Source organism: Marinobacter algicola DG893 (assembly GCF_000170835.1).
GTDB lineage: Bacteria > Pseudomonadota > Gammaproteobacteria > Pseudomonadales > Oleiphilaceae > Marinobacter > Marinobacter algicola.
Window position 1 is genome coordinate 1 of the sequence record NZ_ABCP01000044.1, and the last position, 15,636, is coordinate 15,636.

The window sequence follows — 15,636 nt, forward strand, 5'->3', positions numbered from 1 at the left end:
ACTGTACGGAGCCATGGATGGCGGAGTCCAAGCGTCACATGGATGTGCCGAAGGAGCGTGTTTTGGGCAGCCCACCCGCAGAGCCACCTCCCGCAAACCAACAGGCTAGTCAGCAGGCAGCAGGCAACGGACAGCAAGCCGGCACCAAACTAAACATCCCGCCGCAAATCCGAAGGAATCGGAAACTTCGGCATCTGGGGCTTCTCGCCCCGTCCCTTGCGGAACTGACGAAGCTGGAACACATAGGCAAGCACCTGGGCGATGGCCATGTACAGCCCATCCGGAATCTCACCACCGATATCAGTGTTGTGGTAAACCGCCCGCGCCAAAGGTGGCGTGCGGAGAATCTCCACCTTGTTCTCGCGGGCAATTTCCATAATCTTGAAGGCCGTTTCGTCCGACCCCTTCGCTACCACAATCGGCGCCGCCATATTTTTCTGATCGTACTTCAAAGCCACCGCATAATGCGTCGGGTTAGTGATCACCACATCCGCGCCTGGCACATCCTGCATCATCCGACGCTGGGCCATCTCGCGCTGCAACTGACGGATCTTGCCCTTCACCTCCGGCTTGCCTTCCGTATCCTTGTATTCGTCTTTCACCTCCTGCTTGGTCATGCGCAGTTTTTTCTGGTGATCAAAGATCTGGAACGGCACGTCGATCGCGGCAATGACGATGGTGGCACAGGCAAGGATGAAAAAACTCCAGGCCATGGTCCACACAACATGCTCCATGGCCGATCTCGCAGGCTCTTCAGCGATGCTAAGCAGGTCATCAGTGCGGAGGTTCAATATCAGGATCGCTACAGCCATCACCAGGCCAACTTTCAGGATGGCTTTAACCAGTTCAATCAGCGAACGCATGGAAAACATGCGCTTGAGACCTTTGAGGGGGTCCATCCGATTGAGCTTGGGAGCGATGGCTTTGCCGCTGACCAGCAGGCCACCAATCCCGATTGAGCCTGCGACTGCAGCAACGAGCAAGAGAATCAGCAAGGGCGCCAGAGACAGGGCAGCCTCTTTGGCGGAGGCCATCAACTGAACGCTCATATGCCGGGTGTCGAAGATGGCTGAACGCTCCAACACAAAGCTGTCCCGCATGATACTTTCCAGGGAGGCACCCATCGACGCGCCAAACATCAGCAGGCCGCCAGCACCAGCCAACAGAACGGCCATGGTCGCCAGCTCCTTGGAACGCGCAGTCTGGCCGTCCTCCCGGGCTTTCTCAAGCCTTCGGGGGGTGGCCTCTTCGGTTTTTTCCTGGCTGTTGTCGTTTTCTTCGGCCATGGTTTTCCGTCGCTACTAAGGCTGCCCTTGCAGGTTCCGCATGAAGTCAAACGTCTCCCGGGTGTACTGCTCGAAATGTGGCAGAAAATTGGCGTGCAGTACCCATATGGCAAACAATCCAAAAATCAGGCCAATCGGAAAGCCCAGGGCAAAAATGTTCATCTGGGGAGCAGCACGAGTCATAACACCGAAGGAAATATTCACGATAAACACGGCGGTGACAGCAGGTAGGGCCAGCAATACAGCGGACACAAATATCCAGCTTATGCGATGGGCAAGCTGCCACACGCCAGCCTGCCCCAAACCTTCCAAACCAATGGGCATAGTGCGGAAGCTCTCAATAAAGACTTCGAACGCCACCAGGTGCCCGTTCATGGCCAGATACAACAGGGTAATGGTGATGGTGTAGATCTGCGCCAGCACCGGCACACTCACGCCGTTGGCCGGATCGACCATGGAGGCAAAACCAAGGCCCATTTGCATGGCGATCATCTGGCCGGCAACAACGAACAGCTGGAACAGGGCCGTTAGGGCAAAGCCCATGCCCACGCCAATGAGGATCTGCTGCAAGGTGATCACAACCCCGTCAGCACTGAATGCGTCCACCTGAGGCACCGGCGGGATCATGGGCACCACCAGAATGGTGATGATCAGCGCAAGCCCCAATCGGACCCGGGCGGGAACAAGCTGGGTGCCGATAAAGGGAATGACCATCATAAAGCTGACCAGCCGGAACAGCGGCCACAGGTGTTGACCTACCCACTGGTTGATCAGGTCGGCTGATATCTCCGTGGGCATTCGCGGTCAGCCGATCAGGTAAGGAATGCTGGTGATCAGCCGGTTCGCATGATCAAGAAGCTGGGTCAGCATCCACGGACCGGCAACGATAATGGTGATCAACGTCACCAATAGCCGAGGCAGGAAACTGAGGGTCTGTTCGTTGATCTGGGTGGCGGCCTGGAAGGTACTGACCACAAGACCAATCACCAGGCCGGGCCCAATAATCAGGCTCGCTAACAGCACGATCATCCACAGAGCTTCACGCAGAATATCGATAACGGTTTCAGGTGTCATGGTTAGCGCTCCCCTATATCCCGTAACTGGCGGCCAGCGTACCCATGATCAGGGCCCAGCCATCCACCAGCACAAACAACATGATTTTGAACGGCAACGAAATGATGATCGGTGACAACATCATCATACCCATCGCCATCAATACACTGGCGACCACCATGTCGATAATCAGAAATGGAATGAACAGGATGAACCCGATCTGGAACGCAGTTTTTAGCTCACTGGTCACAAACGCCGGTAAAAGCACCCAGAAGGAAACGTCCTCTGCGGTGTCGTATTGCTCGTCCGCGATGCGCATGAACAGGCCCAGGTCACTCTCCCGGGTCTGTGCCAGCATAAACTTCCGAAACGGCTGGCTCGCCTGCTCAACCGCCTCCAACGAGCTGAGTTCTTCCTGCATATAGGGCTGCAGCGCCACTTCGTTCACCTCTTCCAGTACCGGCTTCATAATGAAAATCGTCAGAAACAGGGTCAGACCGAGAAGAATCTGGTTGGAAGGCGTGGACTGCAAACCAAGAGCCTGGCGCAGAATCGCAAACACCACGATGATTCGGGTGAACGACGTCATCATCATCAGCATGGCAGGCAGGAAGGTCAGCGCCGTCATCAGCGCCAGGATCTGCAGGGATACGGAGTATTCCTGAACGCCCTCTTCCTCGCCCGGGGTTACCGTAAAGGCAGGAATACCGGGTATATCCGCCAGCGCGGCGGGTGCCCAGGCCGTAAAGATGAGAAGGGCCAGTGTAGCCAGCGCGCGCCCGGACACATTCACGACCATGTCAGGAACCTTCCTTCGGTGAAGAACCGGAGCCCCAGGATTTTCCGATCATGCCTTGTAGCTTACGGGCGAAGTCACTGGACACAGGCTCACCGGCGCTGACCACCGGTTCATCAAACACATGCAGCGTACGAATGGCCGAAGGCGTAACTCCAATCAGAATCTGTTTGTCACCAACTTCGACCAGGGCAATCCGCTCACGCGTGCCCATGGGCATCACCGAGACCACCTTGATAGCCCGGGTATTGCCACCCGTCATCCCACTCATGCGCCTTACAATCCAGGCGCAACCAAAGATAATGGCAATCACCGCCAGCAGGCCCACACCCAACGTCAGCATGGTGGCCAACGTGTCCGGTGCGGTGGCCGCCGCTTCCCGAGCCGGCCCCTCCTGCTCTTGAGCATACGTCTGGGCCGGTATAAACACCGCCAGTAAAGCGCCCGGAATGCCACTACGGGCAGCAGAAAGATGCATCCGCGCCATACTATTTCTGCAACCGCTTGATGCGTTCACCGGGGCTGATGACGTCCGTCAGGCGGATGCCGAACTTCTCGTTCACCATGACCACTTCGCCGTGGGCAATCAGGGTGCCATTCACCAGCACGTCCAGCGGTTCACCCGCCAGCCGGTCCAGTTCGATGACCGAGCCCTGATTCAACTGCAACAGGTTGCGAATCGGAATCTGGGTGTTACCCACTTCCATGGAAATGGTTACCGGTATATCGAGAATGACATCCAGGTCCGGCGCGGGGCCAGTGCCCTGGCTGAAGTTCGATCCTTCCGGAAACTCTTCCATGGGTGCCGCCCGGACGTTGTCTTTGGCATCATCGCTGCCGTCATCGCCGTCGTCGGTTTCTCCGGCCTCTGCCATGGCCGCAGCCCACTCATCATCGCGACCCTCTTCGTCGGCATCCCCCGACTCTTCCATGGCGGATTCCCACTCGGCGGCAAGCTTCTCGTCTTCACTGAGTTCCTGCTCGTCTTTCTTATCGTCGTCAGCCATTGCGTCCCACCTTCAGTTGTTTTTTCACTTTGGGCACCGTCGCCCGGTCATGAATCCTTAGCGCAAGCTTGCCATCACGGGTTCCCATCGTGGCTTTGTAGACCGGAATGCCATTAGCCGTCAGGGTCAGTAACTCGGGGATTTCCACGGGGATGATGTCGCCTTCCTTCAGCTTGGCGATGTCGCGAAGAGAAATGCGTCGGCGGCAAACCGTGGTATTAATGGGAACGTTCACGTCTTTGATGTCTTCCTGAAGCGCGCTGACCCAGCGCTCATCAACATCGTCAATGTCGCTCTGGACGCCCGCGTCCAGCACATCCCTTATGGGTTCAATCATGGAATACGGCAGCGCCATGTGCAGCTCGCCGCCGCCACCATCAAGTTCAATGTGGAAGGTGCTCACAACCACTACCTCACTGGGGCTGACGATGTTGGCCATGGCCGGGTTGACTTCGGAACTGAGGTACTCGAAATCGACCTTTAACACTGCATGCCAGGCTTCCCGCATGTCATGAAACACCTGGTCAAGCACCATCTGTACGATACGGGTTTCCGTCGGGGTAAATTCGCGACCTTCAATTTTGGCGTGTCGGCCTTCCCCACCGAAAAAGTTGTCCACCAGTTTGAAGACCAGCTTGGCGTCCAACACAAACAGCGAAGTCCCCCGAAGCGGGCGGACCTTGCAGAGGTTGAGGCTTGTGGGCACGTATAGGGTGTGGATGTACTCGCCGAACTTCATGATCTGAACACCACCGGTGGACACATCGGCGTTGCGGCGCAGCAAATTGAACAGGCTGATCCGGGTATAGCGGGCGAAACGCTCGTTGATCATTTCCAGCGTGGGCATCCTGCCACGGACAATGCGGTCCTGGCTGGCAAGGTCGTAGGACTTGATACCGGCTTCGTCGGTTTCATCATAGGTATCAATGTCACCGTCGTCCACACCATGGAGGAGCGCGTCAATTTCGTCCTGTGACAGTAAATCCTGCATACGTTTCTCTGCCTGTGATGTCCGCCCTACCGGGCGCTGTTGCATTCTTTAGCTTGCCCTAGATTGTCTCTAGTACATTGCTAATGCATTTCTAACGCATTCTCTACTGAACGACAAAGTTCCTGAACAGCACGGCCAGCAAGGGTGGCTCCCCTTCCTGTTCTAGCGCGTTGTTAACGGTCGCCAGCATATCATCGGCCAGCGCCTTCCGACCTTCCGGCGTCTGTAACTCATTAAAGTCCCTGCCGCCGAGTACGCCAATCAGTTTGCTGCGAAGCAACGGCATATGCTGGTTGGCCGCGGCCAGTGCTGCCGGGTCCTGAGCCTCGAAAGCCAGATATACCTGGGCATAGCGTTGCCGCCCTTCGGCCTGCACTGTCGTGACCAGGGCCTTCTCCAGCACCGTGTAGGTGCTGGGCACAAATACTTCAACCTGCTCCGAGCTGTCTTCCTGTTCCGCATCGCCCATGCCCGGGATGCCGCCGCCCAGGAACCACATGGTACCTACGACTGACAACCCGACCGCCAGAACAATCACCACGGTCAGCATCAGTATCAGTTTGAGCTTGCCTTTCTTTGCTGGCGCCTCAGGAGGCGCATTGTTTTCAGCCATAACGTAGATCTGCCAGAAATCCGTCAACCGGACCGGTTATAAAGAGGTTTAAGCAAAGGACGGGCCAGATAACCCCATCCTCCCTATCAGAACAGCAGTTTAGCGTTGCTGGGGAGGATGGGCAAAGGGAGAGTGATAGGGCGTGATTGAGAACCATCAGGTGATGGGTCGCCAAGGTCAGGCGAAGATATCAACTTCGCCTTTCCAGGTTAGATCAAGGGATTCAGGCGGAAGATCCTGTTCGTCCGGTCCGCCATCGGCAAGCGCTGCCCCGCCGTCCCTGCTGCCCTCCCCGGCATTGTCCTCGCCGGCTTGCTGCTGCGATGAATCACTGACGTCAAACTGGTCCAGTGACAGCCCCTGCTCACTCAGCATGTCCCTGAGACGGTGGCTGTGCAGTTCAAGCTGGTCCCGCACGGCCGGGTTGGCGGAATGAACGGTAATATGTGCCTGTTCCTGCTGAACCTGAACCCTGACTTCCATGGGCCCCATATCAGGCGGGGTGAGATGTATTTCTGCGACCGACATGTTCCTGGCGGTCAGCCAGGTCAGTTTGCCAACGAGTTTGTCGCCCCATTCCGCATGATTCACCGGCACATCAATGGAGGTGGTATACCCTCGCAAGTTGGCGACCTCAGCTGGCAGCTTTGCCGTATTAGGATTGGCCAACTGCTGGTTAGCCAATTCTACAGCGCCTTGAAAACGCACGGCACCTTGCAGCGATGGGGTTTCCTGAGGGCGCGATGCGTCTGCTGCCACACCCGACAACAAAGCATCAGTCAATGCCAGTCCCGATGCACCGTTTGACCCGGTTCCCTGCACTGTCGACAAAGCCTGTTTGCCTGCGGTATTACCCGGCAGCCCGGCAATCATACCAGCAAAAGCCTGCACACCTGGCAGTGTGCCATTGCCCGTAGCCGGATTACCGCCTGCCGCTGCTGCGGTGTTCCCCCCTGCCGGCATCACCAAAGCCTGAAGTTCAGCAAATGTCAGGGGAACAATCTTCTCCAGCGCTTCCTGCTCCGCTAACGACGGAGAGACAGAATCCTCAGCTGGGACGGCCTCCTCCGTTTCTGCAGTCGATTTTTTCGGAGCCCCTTCCTGGCCATGAGTCTCCGAGTTGCCAGCCTGGGTATGGGTTCGTGGTTCCTCAGGGTCATCGCCAGCTGTGCTTTGGCTTCTACCCTGACCGGTCTGGTCAGCATGGGTAGCATCCTCGGCCCGAGCCTGGTCGCGCTTTTCAGCCTGTTTCCGGTCTATTCGTTGCTGCTCCGCCCGGGAAACAGAGTCGAACGGACTGTCGCCGTCTTTTTCCCGGTTGCCTGAGACGCTTTTCGAACCGTTATCGGCCTGTGGGCCCTGTGGGGGAGCCTGGGGAAGAACCATCTGGGACATGGCAACCTCTTGCCGCTTTTACTGAATGACGGTGGAATCTGTACGCTGAAGACCCCTTTCCAGTGCACTTTTTCTGCTTTTCAGCGCACCTGAACAGTAACAAAGCAAAAGCGATGCCATTCGTTACGTCACGCAATAAAACGCTTGAGCGTGCCCTCGACCTGTCGGAATTCGGTCTCGATGTCATCAAGCATTGCTTCGGCCCGTGACAACTGATTGTCGCGGCCCGCCTTTTCCGCCTCGAAACAAAGTTCGCCCAGTCGAGGGGCGCCAATATTGATGCAACTGCCCTTAAAGCTGTGGGCGGATTTTGCGAACGCATCAGCGTCCGATTGCTCCAGTGCCGCCTTCAGATGTGCGATACGGTCAGAGGAATCATGGAGATACGTATTGATCAGAATGTCGAACTCATTCTCCATAACTTCCTGCAACTCGGCCAACGCTTCTTCATCAAGGTGTGGTTTGTCTGTCATGACCAACCCCCTAGTTGTTGGGTGGTACTGCCCTCACGGCCAGCAACCTCAGAAAAATACCAATCATATACAATTTCAGCCTTGGTGCCATGTTCCCGATAGCTCAGGGAACGCCCAATTTTCTGTAACAAAAGCAAACCTCTGCCCGAATAGCGGCGCCCATCTTCCGCCTCCGGGCGTACACTGCTGAAATCAAAGCCACTGCCGCTGTCTTCGCAGACAATCACCAGCTGCCCGCCCCTGTCTGTCATGGCATGGGTCAACGTAAAGCGTATAAAGTGGCCCGCCACATCAGCCAGCCTCCGCTCACGTTCGGCGTAGTAATGTCCGAATCCGTCGGGCGTTGCCTTCCAGTCCGAGCATAAGCCGAGCACACCATGCTCCAGGGCGTTGCTGTACAGCTCAGACAGAAGCGTATAGATCTCGCCACTTTTCCGGCGTAGCCCCGGCACTTCCATGCAGATATGCAGCAGCAAAGGCAGGGGGCTGAACTGCCCCAGGGTTCGGTCCTGAACCTCGTAGACACAGCGCCACTCCGACGGCCCCTCCAGTGCAGACTGCGGCAGTCGATCAGAGATAACGGCCAGTTCCGCATCTTCCACCATTCGCAGGGTGATCAGGGTCAGATCGTCCTGTTCAGGCTGATTTCCGGTAAAGGTACGAATACCGGCCATAATGGTTTCAAAGGGTGAACCCTGTCGGCTCATCTGATCAAGCGATCGGACAAGACGCTGCTCTCCATACATCTCACCCTGATGGTTCTCAGCCTCCATCACGCCATCAGTCATCATCAGCAAGGTGTCACCCGGCTCGGTATGGAACACGTCCATACCCGCGTCAAAACGTGCGCTGCCGAGTACGCCCAAGGGCAGGTGCCGTGAAACAATGCTTTCACGCATTCCGTCCTTTCTCAGTAGCACTCCGTCAGGAAGCCCTCCATTCCAGATCTGCAACTGGTTCAGGTGAAAATCCGCCTGGATCATGGCGGCACAACAGAACATTCCAGTAGGCAGTATCCGACCCAGTTTCTGGTTAATCTCCCTGAGTACATCACTGCCGCTGAACCCCTTGCTCGTCATGCCGTAGAATATTTCCGCCACGGGCATGGCGCCGATGGCCGCTGGCAGCCCATGACCGGTGAAATCCCCGATCAGTATCTGCATGCCGCCGGCCGGACGCGGACAGGCGAACAGCACATCGCCATTGAAAATTGACATCGGCGAGGCGTGAAAGCGGATATTGGGCGCGTCCAGACAACCGGTGTGGGCAACGTTGTCGAACACTCGCTTGGCTATCTTCTGCTCTTCCAAAAGCTGGCTATTGCGTTCGCGGATCAGATCCCGGTGATGACTCAGGGTGCGATGCATCAGCCGCATGCGATTGAAGGCGTTAATCTTGGCTTCAATGATGATGCGATTGTAAGGCTTGGTCAGAAAATCATCACCGCCTGCCTCCAGGCAGCGAGCCAGGGCGCCGGCGTCCGACAGTGATGTCAGGAAAATCAGGGGAACCAACTGCTCTCCCGCCAGCACCTTGATCTGGCGAGCGGCCTCCATCCCATCCATAACCGGCATCAATGCATCCAGCAGGACGATGTCTGGCGCGGACTTGCGGAAAATATTGACGGCTTCCAGTCCGTTTTCAGCGTCTTCAACCTCGTGACCAAGGCGGCGCAACAGGGTTTTAAGTATCAGACGATCACTGTCGCTGTCATCGGCAATGAGAATCCGGAGTGGCCGGTTTTCTGGGAGTGGATCGTCCACATCGGGCCTCCGTGACATCTTCGTCGGGTGGGTCAACGAATCGCAAACAGTTGTTCAAAGTTGGAAATTGACAGAATGCGACGCACATCGCTGTTGCAGTTTTCAATGCGTATCCGGGCACGATCTCCCCCCGCGTAGTCACGCAGCAACAGCAGCATGCCAAGGGCGGAACTATCGAGATAGGTGGTGTCTGAAAGGTCGACGATAAAGCTGTTTACCTTTTCGTCGCCATGTTCGTACGCATCGCGAAACGCCTGATGGGTGCTGAAATCGAAGCGCCCTTCAATTTTTATGGTCAGGGTCTGACCATCGTCACTGCGAAGCGTGTGAATCGGCATTCCGGAGCCTCCATGGTATGCGTACCGAGTAACGGGGAATGACAGGCGTGCCCAAGGCACCCTGAACTAAAGGATAGCTTACAACACCGAATTTGCATCCGCCGTTTGCTATTTAGCAACCCACTCAGCGCCGTCTCGCCAGTATCCGCCCGGCGGCTTCGTCCATCTGCTTCTGATCCCTGACATCCTGCTCCCGCTGCTCATGCTGGCGACAGGTCTCAATGTACTTTTCCATTCCCCGGCGCCGCTCCCAGGCCCTCTGCCATTCTTCCCGGCATGCCTGGAGCCGCTCTTCCGCCTGTGTCAGCAGTTTCTGCTGCTGCACGATCACCTGATCCAGCTGGGCTATAAACGCCTGCCAGCCCTGAAGTCGGGCAACAGACACCACACCTTTCTGGCTGCTGCGGATCTGTTCCCGGTATTCCTGCTGATACCGCTCAAGGTTTTCTATCTGCTGGCGCTGGGCCTCATGATGCTGCTGTGCTTCCGCCATTTTTTCCAGGGCGGCCTTTTCTTTGCGTTCTTCCAGAGTAAGCACGACCGAAAGACGCTGGGACCTGAGCATTACCTACCACCTCCATCGGCCTGCGGCGGAGTCTTGGGGCGGTCAGGCGAGCGCCTTTCCGGCACCACCGCCAGCAACTGCTGGATACTGTCCTGCAACGGTGCGCTTTCGTTTAACCCCTGCTGCAGGAACTGCCCCATGTTGCCGATATGGGTGATGGCAAAATCGGTTTCAGGGTCTGAACCTTTTACGTAGGCCCCGACACTGATCAGGTCCCTGGCCTGCTGATAGCGGGAATAGACCTGCTTGAAGCGCTGGGCGCGGGCAAAATGTTCGGTCTCGGTAACCTGAGGCATTACCCGGCTAATGGAGGCTTCCACGTCAATGGCCGGGTAATGGCCTTCTTCCGCCAATCGCCGGGACAGCACAATGTGGCCATCCAGGATCGCCCGCGCGGCGTCCGCGATCGGATCCTGCTGGTCATCGCCTTCCGTCAGTACGGTATAGAACGCAGTAATAGAGCCACCACCAGGCCTACCATTGCCGGTACGCTCCACCAATTGCGGCAATTTGGCGAAGACCGAAGGCGGATAGCCCTTGGTGGCTGGAGGCTCGCCCACGGCCAGGGCAATTTCCCGCTGGGCCTGTGCATAGCGGGTCAATGAATCCATCAACAGCAATACCCGCTTGCCTTGGTCCCGGTAGTATTCGGCAATTCGGGTAGTCAGCATGGCGGCACGCAACCGCATCAGTGGTGAGTCATCGGCGGGGGACGCCACCACAACCGAGCGGGCAAGTCCCTCGTCGCCAAGGATATCCTCAATGAACTCCTTCACCTCACGGCCACGCTCGCCGATCAGGCCAACCACCGTGATATCCGCGTTGGTGAAGCGGGTCATCATGCCCAACAGAACACTCTTGCCGACGCCACTGCCGGCAAACAGGCCCAGGCGCTGCCCCTGGCCGACGGTCATCAGTGAATTGATAGCCCGGATACCTACGTCCATGGACTGACGCACCGGCGCACGGTCCAGCGGATTGATGATATCGCCACTGAGAGACACGCGGGCTTCCGCCTGCAGCGGGCCCTTGCCGTCCAGTGGCTCGCCGTTGCCGTTGACCACCCGCCCCAGCAACTCAGGGCCGACCGGCACCCGGCTGGCAACCGACAACGGCACCACCCTGGCGCCAGGGCGCAACCCTTCTATCGCTGTAAGCGGCATCAAATAGACACGGTCATCCTCAAAACCCACCACTTCCGCTTCTACGGTGCCGGCACCCTGCCCGGTAATAACGCAACGATCCCCAACCACCATGGGGCATCCCACACACTCAAGGGTAAGGCCTACCATGCGCGTTAGACGGCCGGATAGCTCCGGCTGGGATTCATCGCTGAAATAGTCCTGTAGTCTTGTCAGGCGTTCAGCCAGGTGTGCTGTCATGGCCTTCATCCTCGTCGGAGTCAAGCACATCGTGCCGGAAGTCGGTCAGGTCGCCCATCATGGCATCGAGCTCTTCCCCCTCACCGGCGGTTTCGGTGTCCAGTTGTCGGTCCAGCATGCCCTGAACGGCCTTCTGGAAGCGTTTTTCCACCGTGAAGTCGACGAGGCTATGGCGGGTTTCCAGCTTGCAACCTCCCCGGAGAACAGACGCATCTTCGACAATGGATGTCGCCGCCTCGAACCTGTCGGCCACCTCACTGACCCATTGATAGTCATCCGGATGAATATGTATGCGCACGTTTTCCGTTGTCGATGGCAGCGCAGTCATCGCCTTACGGACCACGTCGGTAATGTGGGAAGAATCCAGCGACAGCTCCCGGAACACCACGGAGCGAGCAAGAACGGTCGTCAGATTGACCAGGGCGGTTTCCACCTCGTCTTCATGTCGCTTGATCGGTTCCAGTAATTCGCCCAGCAAATGCTCCAGCCGGTCCAGTTTGGCATCCACCTCCGTGCGGGTGTCCGCCAGGGCCTCTTCGGCGCCCTTCTCGCGGCCCTCGGCAAGTCCCGCTTCAAATCCTTCCCGGTGTCCCTGTTCACGGCCTTCACTCAACCCCGCCTGATACCCCGCGTCACGGCCTTCCGCATGGCCGTCTTCACGGGCCGCCTGGCGGATCTCCTCGATATCAGCGGCGGTCAGCGGCTTTACATCACGGTCTTCTTCCTGCGCGATTTCATTCCCGCGCGCATCCAATAACGGAAGCTCCCAACGCTCGTAAGCCGTCAGGTTTTCCTTGGGAATGCGATCGAGGTTGCGACGGGGATCTTTCATCACATCATTTCTTCGCCAGCACCGCCAAGGGTAATTTCACCAGCTTCAGCCATACGACGGGCAATGGTGATGATGTCCTTCTGGGCGGACTCCACTTCACTGACCCGCACCGGCCCCTTGGCCTCCAGATCATCCTGCAGAAGCTCTGCGGCGCGCTTGGACATGTTCTTGAAGATTTTCTCCTGAACGGCGTCATCGGCGCCCTTGAGCGCAACGACCAGCACTTCGGACGACACCTCCCGCAGCAACGCCTGGATACCACGGTCGTCAATGTCCTTGAGGTTATCGAAGACAAACATCAAATCTTCGATAGTCGAGGCCAGGTCCGGGTCCATGTCCTTGATGGAATCCATCAGGCCGCCTTCAACGCTGCGGTCCATGAAGTTCATGATGTCAGCCGCCCGTTTGACCCCGCCGATGCGACTGGTCTGGGCCGCTGAGCCACCGGAGAACTGCTTCTCGAGGATATCGTTGAGTTCCTGCAGTGCCTGAGGCTGGATACTTTCCAGAGAGGCGACCCGCATCATCACGTCCAGTCGCACCTTGTCGTCCAGCGTGCCGAGGATCTCCGCAGCCTGGTCAGGGTCAAGGTAGGAAATGACAATGGCCTGAATCTGGGGGTGCTCGTAGCGGATAATGTCGCCCACCGCACGGGGTTCCATCCACTTCAGGGTATCCAGGCCGGTGGTGTTGCCACCGATGAGGATACGGTCGATCAGACTGGAGGCCTTGTCGTCCCCCAGGGCCTGGGTGAGCATGGTGCGAATGTAATCATCGTTGCCAACCCCCAGACCGGTCTGGCCGCCAACGGCCTCGACAAACTGGTTCAGGACATAGGTAACGTCGTCCTTGCTGACGTCTTTCATCTGGGCCATGGCCACGCCAACCCGCTGGACCTCTTTCGGCCCCATGTGCTTAAGCACTTCGGCAGCGTCGTTTTCGCCCAGTGACATCAGCAGGATTGCCGCCTGCTCCACCCGCGGAATCTTGCGCTGGGGCTTTTGCGGCGCATCAGGCTGGCGGTTGTTCTCATCAGTCATCGACATTCACCCACTGGCGCATCACCTGGGAGACCCGCGCGGGGTCTTCCGCGATCAGGCCTTTCAGTGCATTCAATTGCCTATCATAGCTGTCTGTCGCGCCGGGCAAAAGCAGATCGTCCTGTGAATGCATGGCCTCCCGCAGGGCATCTCCACCCTCAATGCCATCAAGCCCGCCATAGCCGTCGTCGGAGTCGCCCCTGCGTTCGCTGCGGCCACCGCCAGACAGGCTTTTCAGGGTGGGTCGCAACAGGCCCAGAACCAGAACCAGAATGACCAGGCCTGCGAGTACCTGCTTCATCAGGTCCCAGAACCACGGCTGCTCCCAGAACGCCGGTGCTTCGAACTCAATCTGCTCCTCGGCGGCGAACGCGGTGTTCATCACCGTAACACTGTCACCCCGGGCCGCCGAATACCCCACGGCATCGCGCACCAGCATGGTCAGGCGCTGCAGTTCCTGTTCCGGCCAGGGTTCATAGCTGACTTCGCCGGTCTGTGGGTCCACCACTTTCATGTCATCAACCGCCAGGGCCACCGACAAACGTTTTATGCGGCCAAGCTCCTGGCGGATATAACTGACGGTGCGGTCCATTTCATAGTTTCGCGTCGACTCTTCACGCACGTTCACAGGCGGCGCCTGAACGTTGCCCTCGTCATCTGCTGTTGCCTGCTCCGGAACCGTCGGCTGGGCTGGTGGCTGGTTCGACAGGGCGCCGGGGATTCCGCTGGCACCGCCACCGGCACGCCGCTCGGACATTTGGCGCTCGCTGCGCACGGCCTGCTGTTCGGGATTGAACAGCTCTTCAGCCTGTTCCACCGAGGAGAAATCGAGATCCGCCGTCACTTCCGCGCGGAAACGACCATCGCCCACCACCGGCCTGACCATGGAGGCAACCCGGCGGGCCAAGCGATCCTCTACGCGGGAGGTGTAGTCGTACTGGTCTTCAATCTGCTGACTGTCACCGCCGTCCTCACGACCGGTGAGCAGGTTTCCACTCTGGTCGACCACGGTCACATTGTCCTTGCTCATTTCCGGAATGCTGCCGGCAACCAGGTTCACGATCGAGGCAATCTGTTCCTGCTCCAGGCGACGACCTGCAATTACTTCAAGAAACACCGATGCTGTCGGCGTGCGCGCATCGCGGACAAACACCGAGCGCTCCGGAATCGCCAGATGAACCCGGGCAGCGCGAACCGTACGCATGCTGCCAATCGTTCGTGCCAGCTCACCTTCCAGGCCACGGCGGAAACTGATGGTTTCCATAAACTGGGAGGTTCCAAGGCCACGGTCCTGGTCCAGTAGCTCGTAGCCCATGGTCTGTTCGTCCGTCACGCCTTCGGCGGCGAGCTTCAGGCGGGCGTTGTAGACCTCATCGGAGGGCACCAGCAACGCACCCGTGCGCGGGTCCATACGGTAGTCGATACTGTTGGCGTCAAGAATGGTTGTGACGTCCTGTGGATTGTAGCCGGACATATCCCCCACCACAGGCTGGTAATTGGGCTCCTGGGCCCACAGAACCACGGCAACGCCAAGGGCAACACTGGCGGCAAGCCCCACCATCAGGCCCACCTGTCGCAGCAGGTTCAGCCGGTTGAAGCCGAAAATCAGGTCGCTACGGCTTTCGCCGGCATCGTCTCCCCGCGCCGCGGGCATGTTCGAGGATGAGGTTTCAGCAGGTACGCTGGCCATGGGTCCGCTCCGCTATCAAACCGGCATATTCATGATGTCTTCGTAGGCCTTCACCACCCGGTTACGGACCTGGGTCAATGCCTCGAAGGAGATGGATGCTTTTTCAGACGCAATCATGACGCGGGAGATATCCATGTTCGGATCACCCATTTCATAAGCCGTCTTCATTTCACCTGATGTCTGCTGGAGTTCATTCACAGAGCCCACAGCCTGGCTGAGCATGTCACTGAATTTGGGAGTGTCGGAGGTTTCCTGGACCTTGGAAGGTCCGTCCATCCGCCCCCGGATGTTATTGTCCTGCTCAACCCGCTGATTCTCCATCATCTGCGAGCGCATGTTGCGGATTTCTGAAAGGACACTGTTGATGTCAGCACGCTGAACCATGATTCACTCTCCCGGCTCGCCGTATAAA

The 15,636-nt window shown here is 57.8% G+C and carries 18 protein-coding genes; all 18 read right to left on the reverse strand.

The genetic code is table 11. The annotated features are described in order from the left end of the window. Positions 1-149 precede the first annotated feature (149 nt). Positions 150-1,286: a flagellar biosynthesis protein FlhB gene (flhB, locus tag MDG893_RS17515; protein ID WP_007155165.1), complete on the reverse strand. Its 1,137-nt coding sequence runs from the start codon at positions 1,284-1,286 to the stop codon at positions 150-152. A gap of 15 nt (positions 1,287-1,301) precedes the next feature. Continuing rightward, the gene (gene fliR, locus MDG893_RS17520; protein WP_007155166.1) at positions 1,302-2,084 is read right to left on the reverse strand and encodes a flagellar biosynthetic protein FliR; all 783 of its coding nucleotides are present in this window, start codon (positions 2,082-2,084) and stop codon (positions 1,302-1,304) included. A gap of 6 nt (positions 2,085-2,090) precedes the next feature. Then, positions 2,091-2,360: a flagellar biosynthesis protein FliQ gene (gene fliQ / locus MDG893_RS17525; RefSeq protein ID WP_007155167.1), complete on the reverse strand. Its 270-nt coding sequence runs from the start codon at positions 2,358-2,360 to the stop codon at positions 2,091-2,093. A 13-nt stretch (positions 2,361-2,373) separates the two neighbouring features. After that, positions 2,374-3,138, reverse strand: coding sequence for a flagellar type III secretion system pore protein FliP (gene fliP / locus MDG893_RS17530; RefSeq protein ID WP_007155168.1), 765 nt, complete (start codon positions 3,136-3,138; stop codon positions 2,374-2,376). 1 nt (position 3,139) lies between these two features. Next, entirely contained in the window at positions 3,140-3,613 is a 474-nt protein-coding gene (fliO, locus tag MDG893_RS17535; RefSeq protein ID WP_007155169.1) for a flagellar biosynthetic protein FliO, read from the reverse strand. A gap of 10 nt (positions 3,614-3,623) precedes the next feature. After that, positions 3,624-4,142, reverse strand: a complete 519-nt coding sequence (gene fliN, locus MDG893_RS17540) for a flagellar motor switch protein FliN (protein ID WP_007155170.1) — start codon at positions 4,140-4,142, stop codon at positions 3,624-3,626. Beyond that, a complete protein-coding gene (fliM, locus tag MDG893_RS17545) occupies positions 4,135-5,133 on the reverse strand; it encodes a flagellar motor switch protein FliM (RefSeq protein ID WP_007155171.1) in 999 nt (332 codons plus the stop codon). Before fliM ends, fliN begins: the two co-directional genes overlap by 8 nt. 103 nt (positions 5,134-5,236) lie before the next feature. Beyond that, positions 5,237-5,746, reverse strand: a complete 510-nt coding sequence (locus tag MDG893_RS17550; RefSeq protein WP_007155172.1) for a flagellar basal body-associated FliL family protein — start codon at positions 5,744-5,746, stop codon at positions 5,237-5,239. 177 nt (positions 5,747-5,923) lie between these two features. Beyond that, positions 5,924-7,141: a flagellar hook-length control protein FliK gene (locus MDG893_RS17555; RefSeq protein WP_007155173.1), complete on the reverse strand. Its 1,218-nt coding sequence runs from the start codon at positions 7,139-7,141 to the stop codon at positions 5,924-5,926. A gap of 128 nt (positions 7,142-7,269) precedes the next feature. After that, a complete protein-coding gene (locus MDG893_RS17560) occupies positions 7,270-7,614 on the reverse strand; it encodes an Hpt domain-containing protein (RefSeq protein WP_007155174.1) in 345 nt (114 codons plus the stop codon). Further along, entirely contained in the window at positions 7,611-9,377 is a 1,767-nt protein-coding gene (locus MDG893_RS17565; protein WP_007155175.1) for a SpoIIE family protein phosphatase, read from the reverse strand. The genes MDG893_RS17560 and MDG893_RS17565 overlap by 4 nt, the downstream gene beginning before the upstream one ends. A gap of 32 nt (positions 9,378-9,409) precedes the next feature. Beyond that, entirely contained in the window at positions 9,410-9,715 is a 306-nt protein-coding gene (locus tag MDG893_RS17570; protein WP_007155176.1) for an STAS domain-containing protein, read from the reverse strand. A 124-nt stretch (positions 9,716-9,839) separates the two neighbouring features. Beyond that, positions 9,840-10,280, reverse strand: a complete 441-nt coding sequence (gene fliJ / locus MDG893_RS17575; RefSeq protein ID WP_007155177.1) for a flagellar export protein FliJ — start codon at positions 10,278-10,280, stop codon at positions 9,840-9,842. Beyond that, a complete protein-coding gene (gene fliI / locus MDG893_RS17580; RefSeq protein ID WP_425268457.1) occupies positions 10,280-11,671 on the reverse strand; it encodes a flagellar protein export ATPase FliI in 1,392 nt (463 codons plus the stop codon). The genes fliJ and fliI overlap by 1 nt, the downstream gene beginning before the upstream one ends. Further along, complete coding sequence (locus tag MDG893_RS17585; RefSeq protein ID WP_007155179.1) at positions 11,643-12,494, reverse strand: flagellar assembly protein FliH; 852 nt, start codon at positions 12,492-12,494, stop codon at positions 11,643-11,645. Before MDG893_RS17585 ends, fliI begins: the two co-directional genes overlap by 29 nt. Further along, positions 12,494-13,534 (reverse strand): flagellar motor switch protein FliG, encoded by a 1,041-nt coding sequence (gene fliG, locus MDG893_RS17590; protein WP_007155180.1) that lies wholly within the window; start codon positions 13,532-13,534, stop codon positions 12,494-12,496. Before fliG ends, MDG893_RS17585 begins: the two co-directional genes overlap by 1 nt. Then, entirely contained in the window at positions 13,527-15,224 is a 1,698-nt protein-coding gene (gene fliF, locus MDG893_RS17595) for a flagellar basal-body MS-ring/collar protein FliF (protein ID WP_007155181.1), read from the reverse strand. The genes fliG and fliF overlap by 8 nt, the downstream gene beginning before the upstream one ends. A gap of 15 nt (positions 15,225-15,239) precedes the next feature. Further along, positions 15,240-15,608, reverse strand: a complete 369-nt coding sequence (gene fliE / locus MDG893_RS17600) for a flagellar hook-basal body complex protein FliE (RefSeq protein WP_007155182.1) — start codon at positions 15,606-15,608, stop codon at positions 15,240-15,242. Positions 15,609-15,636: the final 28 nt, after the last annotated feature.